Origin of the sequence: Ruegeria sp. HKCCD7303, assembly GCF_013111185.1 — a bacterium.
Taxonomy (GTDB): domain Bacteria; phylum Pseudomonadota; class Alphaproteobacteria; order Rhodobacterales; family Rhodobacteraceae; genus Ruegeria.
This window is the reverse complement of record NZ_WVRE01000002.1, coordinates 684,689-702,367: the sequence shown is the minus strand read 5'-3', so window position 1 is coordinate 702,367 and position 17,679 is coordinate 684,689. Positions and strand designations below refer to the sequence as shown.

At 57.7% G+C, this 17,679-nt stretch carries 15 protein-coding genes; 4 read left to right on the top strand and 11 right to left on the bottom strand.

The genetic code is table 11. From position 1 onward, the window contains the following. Positions 1-8: 8 nt before the first annotated feature. Both GS630_RS08060 and GS630_RS08055 read right to left on the bottom strand, forming a co-directional pair. Complete coding sequence (locus GS630_RS08060) at positions 9-164, bottom strand: DUF5993 family protein (RefSeq protein WP_171174506.1); 156 nt, start codon at positions 162-164, stop codon at positions 9-11. A gap of 105 nt (positions 165-269) precedes the next feature. After that, entirely contained in the window at positions 270-1,034 is a 765-nt protein-coding gene (locus GS630_RS08055; RefSeq protein ID WP_171619198.1) for a DeoR/GlpR family DNA-binding transcription regulator, read from the bottom strand. Between the two features lie 179 nt (positions 1,035-1,213). Here GS630_RS08055 and glpD point away from each other — a divergent pair, with 179 nt between their 5' ends. Then, positions 1,214-2,791 (top strand): glycerol-3-phosphate dehydrogenase, encoded by a 1,578-nt coding sequence (gene glpD / locus GS630_RS08050; protein WP_171237449.1) that lies wholly within the window; start codon positions 1,214-1,216, stop codon positions 2,789-2,791. 196 nt (positions 2,792-2,987) lie between these two features. Beyond that, the gene (locus GS630_RS08045) at positions 2,988-3,533 is read left to right on the top strand and encodes a DUF2087 domain-containing protein (protein WP_171619196.1); all 546 of its coding nucleotides are present in this window, start codon (positions 2,988-2,990) and stop codon (positions 3,531-3,533) included. A 36-nt stretch (positions 3,534-3,569) separates the two neighbouring features. Here GS630_RS08045 and GS630_RS08040 read toward each other — a convergent pair whose 3' ends face one another. The 3 genes from GS630_RS08040 to metG form a co-directional block, all read right to left on the bottom strand. Then, on the bottom strand, positions 3,570-6,707 hold the full coding sequence (locus tag GS630_RS08040; protein WP_171237451.1) for an efflux RND transporter permease subunit: 3,138 nt from the start codon (positions 6,705-6,707) through the stop codon (positions 3,570-3,572). 3 nt (positions 6,708-6,710) lie between these two features. Then, on the bottom strand, positions 6,711-7,868 hold the full coding sequence (locus tag GS630_RS08035) for an efflux RND transporter periplasmic adaptor subunit (protein ID WP_171174496.1): 1,158 nt from the start codon (positions 7,866-7,868) through the stop codon (positions 6,711-6,713). Between the two features lie 247 nt (positions 7,869-8,115). Continuing rightward, entirely contained in the window at positions 8,116-9,861 is a 1,746-nt protein-coding gene (gene metG / locus GS630_RS08030; protein ID WP_171619194.1) for a methionine--tRNA ligase, read from the bottom strand. A gap of 255 nt (positions 9,862-10,116) precedes the next feature. Here metG and GS630_RS08025 point away from each other — a divergent pair, with 255 nt between their 5' ends. Together GS630_RS08025 and GS630_RS08020 are read left to right on the top strand one after the other, a co-directional pair. Next, the gene (locus GS630_RS08025; RefSeq protein ID WP_171619192.1) at positions 10,117-10,833 is read left to right on the top strand and encodes an OB-fold-containig protein; all 717 of its coding nucleotides are present in this window, start codon (positions 10,117-10,119) and stop codon (positions 10,831-10,833) included. Between the two features lie 34 nt (positions 10,834-10,867). Then, positions 10,868-12,541, top strand: a complete 1,674-nt coding sequence (locus GS630_RS08020) for a flotillin family protein (protein WP_171619190.1) — start codon at positions 10,868-10,870, stop codon at positions 12,539-12,541. A 45-nt stretch (positions 12,542-12,586) separates the two neighbouring features. On the opposite strand, the gene GS630_RS08015 is transcribed toward GS630_RS08020, so the two are convergent. The 6 genes from GS630_RS08015 to GS630_RS07990 form a co-directional block, all read right to left on the bottom strand. After that, complete coding sequence (locus GS630_RS08015) at positions 12,587-13,807, bottom strand: MFS transporter (protein WP_171237455.1); 1,221 nt, start codon at positions 13,805-13,807, stop codon at positions 12,587-12,589. A gap of 79 nt (positions 13,808-13,886) precedes the next feature. Next, a complete protein-coding gene (locus tag GS630_RS08010; RefSeq protein WP_171174487.1) occupies positions 13,887-14,483 on the bottom strand; it encodes a YceI family protein in 597 nt (198 codons plus the stop codon). Continuing rightward, positions 14,480-15,694: a CynX/NimT family MFS transporter gene (locus GS630_RS08005; protein WP_171237457.1), complete on the bottom strand. Its 1,215-nt coding sequence runs from the start codon at positions 15,692-15,694 to the stop codon at positions 14,480-14,482. Before GS630_RS08005 ends, GS630_RS08010 begins: the two co-directional genes overlap by 4 nt. Positions 15,695-15,756: 62 nt before the next feature. Next, positions 15,757-16,377, bottom strand: a complete 621-nt coding sequence (locus GS630_RS08000) for an ImuA family protein (RefSeq protein WP_171174483.1) — start codon at positions 16,375-16,377, stop codon at positions 15,757-15,759. Between the two features lie 59 nt (positions 16,378-16,436). After that, a complete protein-coding gene (locus GS630_RS07995; RefSeq protein ID WP_171619188.1) occupies positions 16,437-17,018 on the bottom strand; it encodes a TIGR02281 family clan AA aspartic protease in 582 nt (193 codons plus the stop codon). A 42-nt stretch (positions 17,019-17,060) separates the two neighbouring features. Then, positions 17,061-17,678, bottom strand: coding sequence for a MarC family protein (locus tag GS630_RS07990; RefSeq protein WP_171174478.1), 618 nt, complete (start codon positions 17,676-17,678; stop codon positions 17,061-17,063). Position 17,679: the final 1 nt, after the last annotated feature.

Genomic DNA, 17,679 nt, shown 5'->3' with positions numbered 1-17,679 from the left:
CGGTCCCTTTACAGTTGAATGGTCAATTGGCTGGTGGCGTGGAATTTCAACCAATAGATGCTGAGCGCCAACGTGGCGAAAAACAGCAAACCCCCGGTCTTCGTCAGGTTGAAATAGTTGAGCCCCATTGTGACGGTAAACAGCAGAAACAATAACGCAATCATGGCCCGGTCCTTCCTTCCCGTGCACATTGTAATTACAGTGAATAGTGTCAGGTCGATCGGCATCTGACAAGCTGCGCAATTCACCCAAACGTTGAAGCGTGAAAGCTACTGCGCGCAGAGAACGACCTCTGTTTGCCATTCCCGACAGTGTTGCGGCAGATCACCCGGCAGATGAACGTCTGTGTAAATCCTGTCGATTTCGGACATCGATGTGATCCGCGCAGGGGCTGAACGTTGAAACTTTGAATGATCTGCCACCAGAAAGGTACGCCGGGCTTGTGCGATGATCGTTTGGCTGACGTGAACCTCTTGGAAGTCGAAATCCAACAGATCTCCGTCTCGATCCAGTGCCGAGCATCCGATGACGGCCAGGTCAAACTTGAACTGCTGTATCGTCGAAACAGTCAGATTGCCGATCAGCCCGCCATCCGAACGTCGCAAGACGCCGCCCGCCACGACGATCTCGCAGTCGGGGTTTTCAATCAGGATGTTGGCGACGTTCATGTTATTGGTCACGACCATCAGATTCTTATGGCTCAGCAATTGCCGTGCTACGGCCTCGGTTGAGGTGCCGATATTCATGAAGATTGAGGCACCATCCGGAATATCAGAGGCGCAGGTCTGCGCGATGCGGGTTTTGGCATCCGCATTCAGCGCGCGCCGGTCGTCATAACCGATATTGGACACGCCCGAGCGTAGAACCGCGCCGCCATGAACCCGGTCAAGTTTCCCGGCATCCGCAAGTTCCGTCAGGTCGCGCCGGATCGTCTGTACGGTGACGCCAAACCGCTCGGCCAACCCTTCGACCGTGACGCGCCCTTCAATGCTGGCGATGTCCAGAATGTCGGATTGGCGGAACGAAAGAGACATGGGGCAGATCCAAAGCAATGCGCTCTTTCGTTTTTGTTCTTTTCTAGGGAATTGGCAAGAAGGGCTGTGAAAATTTCATATCAGCGTTGCAAAAAGAAAATAAACGAACATAAACATTGACCATACGAATGGTATTCTGGCTAATACGCCTGATCAGGCCTTGCGAGGAATCAAGGGATATGCAGCCGACGGATAATCAGATCACAGACCTTTTCATCATTGGTGGCGGCATTAATGGCTGTGGCATCGCACGGGACGCTGCTGGGCGGGGCCTGTCCGTTATGCTTGCGGAAATGAACGATTTGGCGTCTGCTACGTCTTCTGCTTCGACTAAGCTGTTTCATGGCGGGCTGCGATATCTGGAGTTTTTTGAAATCCGGCTTGTTCGCGAGGCACTGATCGAACGTGAAACCCTGCTGCGGGCCATGCCTCATATCAGCTGGCCGATGCGCTTTGTATTGCCTTACCACGCGGATATGCGGTTCGATTCCGAGACACCGACATCGCGATTGCTTAGCACAGTTATGCCGTGGATGCGCGGGCGGCGTCCGGCTTGGCTGATCCGGTTGGGGTTGTTCCTCTACGATAATCTGGGCGGGCGCAAAATTCTGCCCGGAACCACGTCGCTGAACTTGCGCACGGCCGCAGAAGGAACCCCCCTACAGGATAGATTCGAAACGGCTTATGAGTATTCCGATTGTTGGATCGAGGATTCCCGCCTGGTGGTTCTGAATGCACGCGACGCTGAGGCGCGTGGTGCGCAGATCATGGTGCGGACCGAGGTGATTTCGGCCGAGCGGGTGGACGATCTGTGGAGGGTAACTGTTCGGGATCGTGACAGCGATCAGACCCGTGTAATTCAGGCCAAAATGCTGATCAACGCCGGTGGCCCGTGGGTCGGCGACATCATACAGACGAAGATCCGCGTGAACTCGCGCGAGGGCGTCAGGCTGGTACGTGGCAGCCATATCGTGACGCCCAGGCTGTACGATCACGACAAGTGCTATTTCTTTCAGGGTGAAGATGGCCGTATTATTTTTGCCATTCCCTATGAACAGGACTTCACCCTGATTGGCACAACCGATCAGGATCATCCGGATCCGTCCACCGCGCCGGTATGTACCGAGGCCGAGCAGGAGTATCTATGCGCCTTCGCTTCGAAATACTTCCAACGCGCCGTGACCCGCGACGATATTGTCTGGACCTATTCCGGCGTGCGCCCGCTGTATGACGATGGGGCCAGCAGCGCGACAGCAGCGACGCGCGACTACACGCTGAAAGTTGACGCTCAGGGTGGGGCACCGGTCCTGAACGTATTTGGCGGTAAGATCACCACCTATCGCAGGCTCGCAGAAAGCGCGTTGGAAAAGGTGGCTGAGTTCTTTCCAGACCTGCCCAAACCCTGGACTGCCGGAGTTGCCTTGCCCGGCGGCGACTTTCCGGTGGATGCCGTAGATGCCCTGAAAAGCAAACTTCTGGCGGAGTATCCTTTTCTGAACGCAGCATGGGCAGCTCGGTTGATCCGCGCCTATGGGACCGAGGCGCCCGCAGTTATTGCTGGCGCTAAACTAGCGTCTGACCTGGGTGAAGATTTTGGCGCAACCCTGACCGCGCAAGAGGTTACTTGGTTGATGGACAAGGAATATGCGCGCACCGCCGAAGACGTCGTCTGGCGACGCAACAAGCTGGGGCTTCGGCTAAACGACGAACAGATCGCGCGGATCGATGGTTGGATGGCCGAGCGCCGCGCCGCGTAACAGGGGCGCATGCCCCTTGGCGATCGACCGCTGTTATGCTAGCCATCGGGCACGGTCGGCAGACACCGAGGCGCCGCTGCTCTGTTTCAGAGCGCTAAACCTGCCTTTAGGACAGGATTGACATCGCAACACTCAGGGCGTTGCTTCGTCAGGTCAGCGGCCAACGAATGCGCAGAACGCCCGATATGGATGTGTGATGAGCAAGACACCAGTACCTTTGCATGTGGATGATCTAACCCCGTTTGTTCGTACCCTGGCCATCCAGTTGGGAGGGGCCAGCCCTTCGCACTTAAAACTGATGAACATGGTGGCACGCGCAGCCGGTTATCAGAATGTGCAACATATGCGAGCCGACAGCGCCGCCAGTCGCCGATTACAGGCGCGCTCGGACCCACCACCACCCAATGCGCGAGCAGTGGAACGCGCACTGCGTTTGTTCGATTCAAACGGCAGGTTGCAGCTTTGGCCTTCGAAACGTTCGGTGCAAAACCTTGCACTCTGGGCTGTTTGGGCCGCTTTACCCTCAGGTGCATCCTTGCATGAGGCCGAGGTTAACGCGTGCCTCAACGCTGAACATTCCTTTGACGATCCGGCCACCTTGCGGCGCACGATGATTTCTTGCGGGCTGCTTACACGGCGCAGGGATGGATCAGAATATCGCAGAATCGAGCAGGAACCTCCAGCCGATGCGAAACATGTGATCCACGAGGTTACCAGCCGTCGTCGCGCAAGATCACCCTAAGAAAAAACCCCGCCGTTGAGGCGGGGTTTTTGAGGCTCAGGTGGCAGTCTCGGTCGGGCCGGGATCGTTTTTGCTGCCCTTCAGCCATTCCCTCATGCTTTGCATGAGGGCATACAGCACCGGAACCACGATCACACCAATCAGCGTCGCCGCCAACATGCCGCCGAACACCGCCACGCCAATCGCTTTCTGGCTTGCAGCACCGGCTCCGTTCGCCGCCAAGAGGGGCACAACACCCAAGAGGAAGGACAGGGCGGTCATCATCACGGCGCGGAACCGCTGATGCGCAGCCTCGGTTGCAGCCTCTTTGATTGACAGGCCATTGGCGCGTTGCTCCATTGCAAACTCAACGATCAGAATACCGTTTTTTGAGGCCAGCCCAACAAGCATAATCATACCGATCTGCGTATAAAGGTTGATGTCACTGCCGACGATAGCGACAGCCGCAACCGCCCCAAATAGGGCCACGACCACAGATAACAGGATCGAAACCGGCAATGTCCAACTTTCGTACTGCCCCACCAGGAACAGGTATCCGAACAGGATTGCGAGGCCCAGGATAATGATCACCAGACTGCCTGAGGCCAGCTGTTGCTGCGCCGTACCGGTCCATTCGAACGTGTAACCAGGGGGCAGGGCGGTGGCCGATTCCTCAGTCATCACTGTGATAGCGTCACCACTGGAAAGGCCTGGTGCGGGCACTGCCGTCACTGTGGCCGAGCGAAACAGGTTATGTCGCTTCAACAGAACCGGCCCCAACACGTTTTCAACGTCAATCAGTGTGCCCAACGGAACCATATCGCCCTTTTGCGAGCGGACATAAAGGTTCGCAATATCATCGACATTGTCCCTATAGGTCCCATCAGCCTGTATCATGACGCGATAGACGCGTCCGAACAGGTTGAAGTCGTTGACATAATACGATCCAAGCTGTGCCTGCATCGTCTGGAATACCTCGGCGACGGACACATCCAGCGTTTTGGCTTTTTCACGATCCAGATCCACGAATAGCTGTGGAACGTTGGCCCTGAAGGTGGTGTAAGCCTGCCCAATCTCGGGCCGCTGGTTCGCAGCATAGACAAAGGATCCCACGGCTGAGGCCAGATCCTGAGGCGAGCCGCCGCCAGTTTGCTGTACCTCCATCTCGACACCAGCCGACATGCCCAAGCCCTGAATAGGCGGTGGGTTGAAGGCCACGATCGAGGCCGCGGATTCGGCATTGGAGATGGCAAGGACCTTGGCCAGGATGGCATCGGCGCTTAGGTCTTCCTCCTGCCGTTCGCTCCAGTTGTCGAGGTTCACGAAGATCGCAGCGCCATTGGTGATCGTGCCGTTCAGCAGCGAAAAGCCATTGACCAGAACCGTGCTGGCCACACCTGGGATTTCACGCAATTGATCGTCAAGGCGTGCAGTCACGGCCTCGGTCCGTTCCAGCGTGGCGGCGTCGGGCAGTTGGACATCAACAAAGAGATAGCCGTTATCCTCAAGCGGAATGAACCCGGCCGAGGTGTTCGACATGATCGTCCCTGTACCCATGCCAAGTCCAACCACAATGGCCAGCGCAATGGCCGGAAAAACCAGCAGTTTGCGCACAATGGCGACATAGCCGTTGCGCATTGTGCCGATAAAACCTTCGAAGACAGCCAGCAGCCCCTTGGGCGGGCCCGAGCGCGCACGCAAAACCAGCCCACAGAGTGCAGGGGACAAAGTCAGGGCGTTGATGGACGAAATCACAACCGCGGTCGAAATAGTGACAGCAAACTGCGAATACAATCGCCCCGAAATGCCAGGCATGAAAGTTACCGGTACAAACACGGCCAGCAACACCAGTGTGGTTGCAATGACTGGACCGGTGATTTGGCCCATCGCCTTACGCGTTGCCTCGGCAGGGGGCAGACCTTCGTCTGCGATGATGCGCTCTACGTTCTCGACCACGACGATGGCGTCATCCACCACGATTCCAATGGCCAGAACCAGCGCAAACAGAGAGATCGTGTTCAACGACATGCCGAAGGCCAAAAGGAATGCAAAGGTCCCGATCAAAGACACCGGGATTGCGACGGCCGGGATAATCGTGGCGCGCCAACTGCCCAGGAACACAAATACAACCGAAATCACCAGAATAAAGGTCAGGATCAAGGTCGAGACCACGTCACTCAGCGATGCCTCGACAAAATCGGTGGTGTTGAAGGGCACGTCATATTCCACGTCCGTCGGGAAGGAGCGAGACAGGCGTTCCAGTTCGGCTTCCACGCGCTCGGACACGGCCAGCGCATTCGCGCCGGGTGCCTGATAGATACCGATCACAGTAGCTGGAACGGCCTGGAAATAGCCCGAGGCCGAATAGAACTGCGCGCCAAGTTCAGTTCGGGCGATGTCTTTCACGCGCACGATCGCGCCATCTTCACCTGTGCGGATTACGATATCGCTGAACTCTTCGGCGGATGTGAGGCGACCCTTGGACTTGATCGTGTATTGAAACGTCTGCCCTTCGGGCACCGGAGGGGCGCCGATCGAACCCGCCGATACTTCTATGTTCTGTTCGCGGATCGCATTGATCACGTCGCCCGGCGTGATGGACAGAGCGGCCATCTTGTCCGGGTCCATCCAGATCCGCATGGCGTATTCCAGGTTGGTCAGAACGTCCGCCTTACCAACGCCCTGCACACGCGCCAGCGCGTCTCGCAGATTGATCGAGGCGTAGTTGGACAGGAATACGCTGTCATAGGTGCCATCGGGCGACGTCAACGTGACCAGCATCAGCATGTTGGTCGATGATTTCTGTGTGACCACACCCGACGATGTCACTTCGGCTGGCAGCGAAGACATTGCCTGCGCCACCCGGTTTTGTACGTTGACCGATGCGATGTCGGGGTCGGTGCCGACCTCGAAGGTGACATCCAGCGAATAAGATCCGTTATCAGACGATCTGGACGTCATATAGATCATGTCGTCCACACCGTTGACCTGTGCCTCAATGGGCGCGGCGACGGTGTTTTCCACCGTTTCCGCATTTGCACCGGTGTAAGTGGTAGAGACGTTGACCACGGGCGGAGTGATATCCGGGAACTGCGCCACCGGAAGAACCAAATAGCCAATGCCGCCCATGATGGTCAGCACAAGCGAGATGACAAGCGCCAGCTTTGGCCGGCTAATGAACAGGGCTGAGAACATCAGTTATTCTCCTGGCTGTTCAGAGGCAACGACCGCGTCAACAGCCACGCCGGGGCGAACGCGTTGAAGGCCCTCAACAATCACACTTTCACCTTCGCGCAGGCCTTCTTTTACAATGATGGCTGTGCCAACAGCGTCGCCGGTGGTGATGTAGCGTTGCTCAACCATCTGCTTGTCGTTGACCACCAGAACGAACTCGCCGCGCTGATCACGCTGCAAGGCGGCCTGAGGCACCAGAACTTGCAAGGTTGGCTCCAGCGCTTCGATTTGTACGGTCACGAAGGCGCCGTCCAGGATCAGACGGGCGGCATTGTCGAATTGCGCCCGGACCCTGATTGCGCCTGTCAAAGGGTCGATGCGGTTATCGACAAAGACAATTTTTCCGGTTTCATCCAACTCGCTTCCATTTGGCAGGATCACGTGAACATTGGGGCTTTGCGGGCTTTCCGCCAAAGAGGCCGAGTTTTCGCCATAAGATTCCAAAACCGTCGTGAATACTTTTTCATTGAGGGAAAAATTCACGTAAATTGGTGTTTCGCTAACGATATTGACCAATGGAGGGTTGGTTGGACCGACCACGTCACCAACGCTGGTCGTGATGCTGCCGATACGCCCATCAAATGGCGCATGGATCTGCGTATAACTCAGGTCAAGCTCGGCTTGTTGGATCGCGGCATTCGCTGCCTTGACCTCTGCTTCTGCAACCAACTCGTTGGCGCGCGCGATGTCGCGTTCCGACTCTGGTGTGGCATCGCGTTTGTAAAGTTCTTCCTTGCGCGCAAGATCGACTTTAGCGAGTTCCAGATTGGCCTCGGCCCGGTTCAAATCGGCCTTGCGAGCTTCAAGCGTCGCTTCATACAGGTCGGGTTCGATGGTGAAGAGCAGGTCTCCCTCTTTGACTGTAGCGCCATCTTCGACTTCCCTGCTGTTGAGAAACCCGTTCACTCGGGCCACGATGTCGACCTTGTTGATTGCCTGAGCACGCCCGATGAACGAGGCTTCATCCGTGATTTCTTGGGTATAGGCTGCCGCAATTGAGACTTTGGGGGGTGCGCCTTCCTCTTGTGCGACAACCGGATACGCCAATCCGAGAGACAACAGCAGGGACGCTGTGGCCAGAGGCCTGCTGATCCGGTTGGATGAGAAACGTGTTGGGAACATGGCGAAAGCCTCGTGCGTGACAGAAACAAATGATGCCGGGCCCGCCGTATTGGAGGCCCGAGTCGGAAGAACTTCGCATCAGGATGACTTTTTTGACATGGTTTCTCAAGCGTGATGACGCCTGAACCTGTTGGCACTGGTGCGAAAAATTACTTCGCTTTGACCATGTTAGGTGTTCACTTTGATCATGCCCAAAAGCAAAACAGGGGCCACGCGGCCCCCCGAATACTGTCAGCATGCAACAAGATTAGTTGCGTGTGCCAGCGAATTTTTCCTGCCAGTCTTCACGCTGCTCATCCAAGACTTTGGCGAACAGTACATCAGGCACAGTAAACGCGTGACCCGCAGGCAGCGCGTCCAATGCGGCGGCCAAGTCATCGGGCCATCCCGTGTCCAGCGTGTTCATCGCGCTGAGCATTCGGGCCGAGGTATCGGGAATGAACGGCGCGCTGAGAACAGCATAAAGGCGGATCAGGTTCAGCCCCAGACGCACCTGAGCCGCAGCTTGTTCCGGATCTTCCTTGAAGGTTGACCATGGGGCAGCGGCCTGAAGATATTCATTGCCCGCAACCCAGATCGCCCGCAATTCCTGAGCGGATTTGCGAACCTCCATTGTTTCCATGTGGTCCTCATAGGCGCGGACGCGGCGGGTCAACTCGTCGATCAGAGCGTTTTCGCGTTCGCCAAATCTGCCGCCTTCCGGCACTGCTTCGCCAAACTTCGAGCGGCAGAACTTGGTGATGCGGCTGACAAAGTTGCCGAGTACATCCGCCAGGTCCTTGTTCACCGATTGCTGGAAGTTTTCCCACGTAAACTCACTGTCGCTGCTTTCAGGCGCATGGCTCAGCAGCCACCAGCGCCAATAGTCGGCGGGCAGGATCTCAAGCGCCTGATCCATGAACACGCCGCGCCCCTGGCTGGTCGAGAACTGGCCACCATCATAGTTCAGGTAGTTGAAAGACTTGATGTAATCGACCAGCTTCCAGCGCTCGGATGATCCGGTGTCTTCATTGTGCGAGTTCGTGCCCAGGATGGTGGCCGGGAAAGACAAGGTGTGGAAGGGGACATTGTCCTTGCCCATGAACTGCACATAACGCACGTCTTCTGCGCCTTTGTCGGTGCGCCACCAGCGCTCCCAATCGGCATCGGTTCTACCGCTGGCATCCGCCCATTCCTTGGCACAGGCGATGTATTCGATGGGGGCGTCGAACCAGACATAGAAGACCTTGCCTTCCATGCCGGGCCAGTCCTGGTCACCCTTTTTGACCGGAACGCCCCAGTCCAGATCGCGGGTGATGCCACGATCTTGAAGACCGTCGCCATCATGCAGCCATTTCTTGGCAATTGATGTGGTCAGGACCGGCCAATCGGTCTTGCTGTCGATCCACGCATCCAGTTGATCCTTCATCGCCGACTGGCGCAGATACAGATGCTTGGTCTCGCGCACCTCAAGATCGGTCGAGCCACTTATCGCGCTGCGTGGCTCAATCAGGTCGGTCGGGTCCAACTGCTTGGTGCAGTTCTCGCACTGATCGCCGCGTGCGCGGTCGTACCCGCAATTGGGGCAGGTACCTTCGATGTAGCGGTCGGGCAGAAACCGACCATCCGCGTTGGAATAGACCTGTTTCTCGCTGACCTCACGGATCAGGCCGGCGTCGTCCAGCTTGCCTGCAAAATGCTGGGTCAGGCGCTTGTTCTGTTCACTGGACGAGCGGCCAAAGTGATCGAAGCTGAGGCCGAACCGGTTGGCGATATCGGCCTGAACCGCGTACATGTCAGCGCAGTATTCGGCCACGGGCTTACCGGCTTTGGCAGCCGCCAGTTCCGCGGGCGTGCCGTGTTCATCCGTGGCACACAGGAACATGACCTCATTCCCCCGGCCACGCTGGTAGCGTGCGTACAGGTCGGCTGGCAGTTGCGAGCCGATCAGGTTGCCGAGGTGCTTGATCCCGTTGATGTAAGGGATCGCCGAGGTGATGAGAATCCGAGCCATTTTGCGTGTCCACGTAACTGTCTGCGCGCTCGTCTACCTTATGTAACCCGCCAGCAAAAGGCCGGGTTTTGCGTGGATGTCCTGAAATGCCACGATCCAGTCAAAAAACGCTTTATCAATTGAGTAGCGATTGCAGTTAAACAGGTGTCTACACTACCCATAGGTTGAAAATAGAATCACGATCTCTTGTATTTTTATTATGACTACCCATATTGAGTGTATACAAAGGTATACAAAAACGAGGGCATATTCCTAATGTTCGACTTCTTGCTTGAGGGTGCATTTGTGCCCTTTACCATGGCGCTTGCGCTGCTGTTTGGCCTGCTGGCCCTAGAGCTGATTGCTCTGGTGCTGGGTGGAAGCCTGCTGGCAGGCGAGGGCGAGGTCGATCTGGATGCCGTGGACGTCCCGGATCTGGATGTTGCAGACTTCGATCTCGACATAGATGCTGACATTGATCTGGGCGAATTCGAACTGGCCGAGATTGAGACGGACGTGCCTGATGCCGCCGCTGCCGGGTCGATGGCATGGTTGGGGATTGGCAAAGTGCCATTCATGATTTGGCTTGTGGTCCTGCTGGCGGGTTTTGGTCTGTCGGGCATCGGCCTGCAATTGGCGCTGCGCGATTTGCTGGGTTTTGATCTGCCAAGCTGGATGGCTGCGATCCCGGCAGCTGCATTCGGTCTGTGGTTTGCGCGCGGCTTTGGTACCGTGTTCGCCCGCCTGTTGCCGAAGACCGAGACTGAGGCGATGTCCGAAAGGATGCTGGCCCGCCGTCGCGGCGTGATCTCGCAAGGGACGGCGTCTCGCGGACGCGCGGCAGAGGTGAGGGTGATGGACCGGTTCGGAAACACCCATCACCTGCGCGCCGAGCCGCTGCAAGACAAAGACATCCTTGAGCAAGGCACTGACGTTCTGGTGCTGCGCGACAGACGGCGGGACCGGTTCGTTCTGGTCGGCTTGTCGGACTAACCAAATTATCAACTCTTAAATCGAAGGATTTTGCATGGAAGTTTCATTCCTGGCGATTACGGTCGTCACCATTCTGGCCGTCCTGCTATTCATCGGCCTTGTACTTGGCCGCCTTTATAAACGCGCGACCCGCGAAGTGAGCCTGGTGAAAACCGGGGCGGGCGGTAAAAAAGTTATCATGGACGGCGGTGTGGTCATCGTGCCGCTGTTGCACGAGGTCAGCCCCGTCAACATGAAGACCCTCCGCCTTGAAGTGCAACGCAGCGGCGAGGCTGCACTGATCACTCAGGACAGGATGCGCGTGGACGTGGGTGTCGAATTCTACGTCTCGGTCATGGCGACGGAAGAGGGAATCGCGCGCGCCGCGCAGACGCTGGGCTCACGCACGTTTGACGTCGAACAACTGCGCGAGATGATCGAAGGTAAACTGATCGACGGTTTGCGCGCCGTGGCCGCGCAGATGACCATGGACGGGCTGCACGAAAACCGCGCTGACTTTGTGCAAGAGGTGCAGAACGCAGTGTCCGAAGACCTGTTGAAGAACGGCCTGTCGCTGGAATCCGTGTCGCTGACTGCGCTTGACCAGACGCCGTTCGAAGCACTGGACGAGAATAACGCCTTTAACGCTGTGGGTATGCGCAAACTGGCCGAGGTGATTGCAGCCTCGAAAAAAGAGCGCGCGCAGATTGATGCGGATGCCGAGGTTGAAGTACGCCGGGCCGCGATGGAGGCCGAGCGTCAGAAACTGCTGATCGAGCAGGACGAGGCACAGGCGCGGATCGAGCAGACTCAGAAGGTTGAAACCCTGCGCGTGGCGCAAGAGGCCGAGATTGCGGCGCGGACCGAAGATTCGGTGCGCGAAACCGAACGTGCCCGGATCGCCCGTGAAGAAGCCATCCGCGGGGCCGAGATCGAGCGCGAGCGCAAGATCCGCGATGCTGAGATTGCGAAAGAACGTGAGATCGAAGTGGCCGAGCAGGAGCGTCAGATCATCATCGCGCAGAAATCCGAAGAGGAAAGCCGTGCGCGTGCATCTGCTGACCTCGCCCGGGCCGAGGCGACAAAGGCGACCGAAGCCGTCGTGACCGCCCGCGAAGTGGCCGAGGCCGAACGCCAGAAACAGATCGTATTGATCGAAGCGACGCGCGAAGCGGAACGTCAGGCGACCGCGATCCGTCTGGCCGCGCAGGCCGAGAAAGAGGCAGCCGCAGACCGTGCCGAAGCGCGTCGTGAAGAAGCTCAGGCCGAAGCAGATGCGTTGAACATCCGTGCCGAGGCGAAGAAAAATGACATGCTGGCCGAAGCGGAAGGTAAGCGCGCCATTGTTGAAGCCGACAACGCTCTTTCTGCTGCGCAGATCCGCATGAAGGTCGATATGGCCAGGATTGAAACCATGCCGTCGATCATCTCGGAAATGGTGAAACCGGCCGAGAAGATCGATTCGATCAAAATCTATCAGGTTGGTGGGATCGGTGCCGGTGCTTCAGGCGGTGGCGCGGCCAACAGCGACAAGCCGGTGGTCAATCAAGCGTTGGATTCGATCATGGGCATGGCTGTGCAGATGCCCGCGCTCAAGAAGCTGGGCGAGGAGCTGGGTCTGTCGATGGAAAACGGTGTCGGCGGAGTAGTGAACGGCGCGCTAGAGGCGACGCCGGAACCCGCAGAAATGGTCGATGTTGTCGAGGAAGAAACGCTGCCGACTCAATAATATGCGAACAAACAACAAAAGGGCCGGGGATTTCCCGGCCCTTTATTATTCTTCCCGTGAGCGTTTCAGAAGGCGCCCGACGGTAAAGGATGTGCGCGGAGCGTAAACATAGTTCGTCCGCTCTTCTGGCGTTGGGCGAGAGCGCATCCGCGCAAGACCAAAGATGATCAATCCCAGATGTCCGACGGCCACAAATGCAAACAAAGCGCCGGGGCCGAACTGTTCGATCAGTGTCGAGGAAATATAGGGCGATGCAATAGCGCCCAAAGCGTACCAGAACATCAATGCAGCGGACAGCTCGACCCGTTCTTCACTGGTGGCAAAGTCATTCGCGTGGGCCGAAGACAGCGAAAAGATCGGAAAGGTCGTCAGACCAAAGAACCCGGCGGCCAGCATCACCCCAACCGTCCCAGCGCCGCTGGCGGCCATCGTGATCCCGCAGCTCAGTACAGCAGCGGCCGACAGCCAGATCAGAACCCAGCGTCGGTCATACTTGTCAGCCAGCCAGCCTAACGGGTATTGCGCCAGGGCTCCGCCCAAAACAAACGAAGCAAGGAAGAAAGCAATCTGGTCAATGCCCAGACCAACCTCTTGCCCGTAGACCGGGCCAACCATTCGGAAGGACGCAGAGCTGAGCGCTGAAACGATCACACCCGCGACGGCCAGAGGGGAACAGGCCCAAGCCAGCTTGGGCCGCAAGCGCTGTGTGTTGGGTGTTGGCGGCTGGTTCGCTCGGGTCAGCGTCAGCGGCAGCAGCGAGGCACAGCACAGGATCGCCAACAGGTTATAAGACACGTAAGATGCTGGCGGCAGAACCGCGATGATCATCTGTGCGCCAAGCGAGGCGCCCAGGTCAACAAGCCGGTAGGTGCCCATCGCCCGTCCGCGTGTTTCATTCGTGACCTTTGCGTTCAGCCAAGCCTCGATCACAGTGTAGCAGCCTGCGATACATGTTCCTGATGCGATCCTGAGGATGGCCCAGATATAGGGATCGTTGGTTAGGGTGTGGCCGATCAGCCCCATCGCGCCCAATGCAGTACAGACGGCGAAGGCGCGGGAATGTCCGACGCTGCCCATCAGTCGTGGGGCCCACCAACACCCTACGAAAAAGCCGATAAAATGAGCCGATCCCAGCAGACCGATCTGTTCGGTCGTGAATTCCAGGGTGATGCCGGATATGGCGTCAAGCGGGCCAACCCCGCCTGTCGACAGTTGCAATAGAATGGCTGAAAGGAAAAGGGCGGCAAAGGAAATAATGGTACGCATAGTGATCTCAGATTGGCGTCATTGCCGCACAATGCGCGCACCTATTCGACTTTATCGAGTCGTTTTTGCGCTTTGTGGATCAACTTGCACGACTGATCTCGGCGTGGATGTTCAGACCGACATTGTCCCGAACAAGATCGGGATAACCCGACGCGCCAAAATCATGCCTGTTCAAGGCCCCCGTCAGACCGATAGACAGGTTTGTCAGGTCGTCAACCGTAGTGCCTGCCTTGCGATAGAGATTGGCGTTCAGCGTGATGGGGCGCGTTACACCGCGGACGGTCAAATCGCCGGTTATGCGGGCCCCGTCCGAGATACGCCCTTGCGCGCCAAGCTCAATTTTTGTTGAGACAAAACGGATCGTCGGGTGCTGTTTGGCGTCCAGTACGCTGGGGCTAAGCATGGGCATTCGGGCAAAGGGCAACCGAGTTCTGGCCTTGCTGACATCCAGCACTACGGTGACCTGGCTGTTTTGTAGTTGGCGCGTATCGACCTGGACGTTGGCGAAGCGTATCGGCATGGATCCCGACTGCATCACGCCTGAAAGGTTGAAACTGAAGCCAACCCTGGTGTCCGTTGTCGACAGAACATAGGGGCTAAGTGCGGCAAGCGACGGTCGGGCGAAGGGCAGGGATGCAAGCCCGGCAAGGACAGTACGGCGGTTTACAAACGTCATGCCATGACCCTTTCCCGTCTGGGGCGGGATCGCTTGAGAAGCATCAGAACGATCGCGATGTTCAGCCCGTTCCAGAGAATACCGTTCACGAATGCCAGTTGGTAGCTTCCGGTGAGGTCGTAAATCCAGCCCGACATCCAGCCGCCAAGGGCCATGCCAAGAATGGTCATCATCAAAACAAATCCGACCCGCGCGCCTGCCTCTTGCGGAGGCATGTACTCGCGGACAACCAAGGCATAGCTGGGCACGATGCCGCCCTGGGCCAGCCCGAACATCAGGCTGATAAAATAAAGCGAGACCATCCCGTCATAGGGCAGGAACAAGAACAGCGCGATGCATTGCAGGACTGAGCCAATCAAAAGGGTCATGACCCCACCAAGGTGATCGGCCAGAAGGCCCGAGACCAAGCGGCTTACGACACCACCCAACAACATTAGTGACAGCATCTCGGCGCCCACCGCGGGGCCATATCCCAACCCGACGCAGTAAGAGACGATATGGACCTGCGGCATGGACATAGCTACGCAACAGCCAATGCCAGCCAAGCCAAGAATATATTGCAGTGTGCGAGGTGATACACCTGCACTGCGTGCGTTGATCTGGGCAGAGGCTTCGGCCGTACTGTGTGCCTCGACCGGGACCCGGCGGCGTAGGAGTAGGGACAGTGGGATAACGACGAGCAGTGTTAGAACGGCTAATGTCACATAGACCTGTTGCCATCCATCGCGCGCCAGAATGCCCGACAGCATGGTGGGCCAGATAGCTCCGGACAGGTAATTTCCGCTGGCCACCAACGCAACGGCAATACCGCGTCGTTTCATGAACCAATGCGATATATCGGCGATCAGTGGGCCAAATCCAATTGACGTGCCTAACCCAAGCAGAAGATGCGCGGCAGACAACAGCATGATATTTGGTGCCAGCGTTGCCAGCACATAGCTTAGGGCACTCAAGATGGCTGCGCCGATCAGGGCCATGGTTACGCCCAGCCGGTCTACCAACTGACCCAACCACATATTGCCCAGGGCAAAACCGATCATCGTAAGCGTGTAGGGCATTGAAGCTTCTGCGCGACCAGCGCCGAATTCAACCTCGACTGCGGGCATGACCACGATCACCGCCCACATCCCCACATTCGCCACTGTTGCAATGGCGAGTGTGATCAGAAGGCGAAGCCAGGAATAGCGGCTGTCGTGGATCGGGTGGCTCATGCGGTGACGCTAGGGTGCGGTAGGTGTTTTGACCAGTCACATCTTGCGTGAGCTATTTGTGTTCACGTCACAGCGTCTTCTGTTTCGGTGCGCTTCAGGTGTAAACCGGCGCGGGCCGCAGTCATGGTGGCCTGCCATGTGACCGGGGGCAGGGCGCGGGCCCGGCGGCGGGTCAGGGTCCAGCGTCTTGCTTCGCCCTGATGGGCGGCAGCCATGTGCCAGCGTGTCTCGACCCCTTGCGCGCCACCGTCACCGGGTGTCAGCAGCAGGCCAAGCGGAGCCCGCCCCATCGTGCCGCCCTGTTCGGCGGCCAGATGCATCCGGCGCACCGGTGTCAGATCCGGCGCGCCCGGCAGGTCGCCGATGATCAACGGGATCGCCCCGCTGCGCAGCGCCTCTTCCATGCACCACAACAGATCTTCGGCGCGGGTGGGGTGGACAAAGATGAACCGGGCCGGATCGGCAAAGGGCATCATCCCGTCCGGGTTCAGCTGGCCGGGCTCCCACGCGGGAGAGATCCACAGTACGGGCCCCTGCGCCTGGCCAGCCAGCCACATAGCAAAGCTGCGCCGGGCGGGGCCGCATGCCTCGTGCACGCGGCCCAGTTGCAGGGTGATCTGATTATGCAGGTTTAACCCCGGAGCAGCACGCGCGGGTTTTTGATCGAGAAGATGGGCAGACATGCGGGCAGATTAGCATGTTCTTATTTTGTTCTCAATGATCGAATGCAGCCCTGAAGAGGTCAGCGTGACAGGATCATGCGCCCGTCTGCGAAGTGGATGTTCGAAAACCGATGCAGGTAATCCATCCCCAGCAGGGATTTGTGCAGCTCACCCTCATTGACCCAGGCCGAAACGTTTTGATCGGTGATGGGGCCAACCGTCAGGGTTTCCAGCCGGATCGGAGCCGTGCGCACCTCGCCATTGGCAGTCAGGGCGCGCCCGAAATAATTCAGTTGATCAGGATTGATACCTGCACGTTCCGCATCCTGCGCGCTCAGAACAATCTGGCTGGCACCGGTGTCGACAAGAAAGTTGATCGGCTCACCATTCACCAAAACGGGTAGGTAATAATGGCCATCATAGGCGCGGGGCACCTCGATCGTCTCGCCTGAAACGGTCATCTGCGGGGCGGGGCCAACCGAGGACCGGATATCCTCCCACAGGCCGATGACGGCAATGACTCCGACAAAGATGAACACCCAGGCCATTACCTGCTGCAACGTCTTGTTCAGGGACTGGCGGTTTTGCGAGACGAACCAGAAAGCAACCGCCAGGCCAAGCACGACCAGATAGACCAGTTGTCCTATGTTGACGTCTTCCATTCGGGTATCCCCACTTCGGTCAGTACTACGGTATATGGGGGTTTATGCGGCAAAACCAAAGGCTTTGAGGCCATCCAGAATGAACTGTACCGAAAGCGCCGCCAGCAACATCCCCAACAGCCGGGTCAGAACGTTCAGACCGGTCTTGCCCAGAACGCGCGCCACTGCGCCGGATGTCAGATACATCACGAATACCATCGCCAGAACGACCAGCATGACGCCAATAACAACGGCAAGACCCTGAATGCCGGGCTGCTGGCCCGCAAGCAGGATCATCGTTGCAATCGAGCCGGGGCCAGCGATCAGCGGAATGCCCAGTGGGAAGACTGATGGGTCCGGGTGCTCCTCTTCTTCGGCGCTGCTTTCACGGCGTTTGGTGCGGCGCTCAAACAGCATGTCGAGCGCGGTCAGGAACAGCAGAACGCCCCCCGCAACGCGAAACGCCTCCATCGAGATGCCGACAAATCCTAGAAGAGCTTCACCGAAAGCGGCAAACAAAGCCAGAATGAAGCCTGCCGTCAGGCACGCCCGGATCGCAATGGATCGGCGCGTGTGCCAATCCATCCCCTGAGTCAACGCCACAAAGATCGGTGTTTGCGCAGGTGGGTCCAGGACAACGAAGAGCGTTGTGAACGCGGTAATTAAGAATGCACTGTCCATT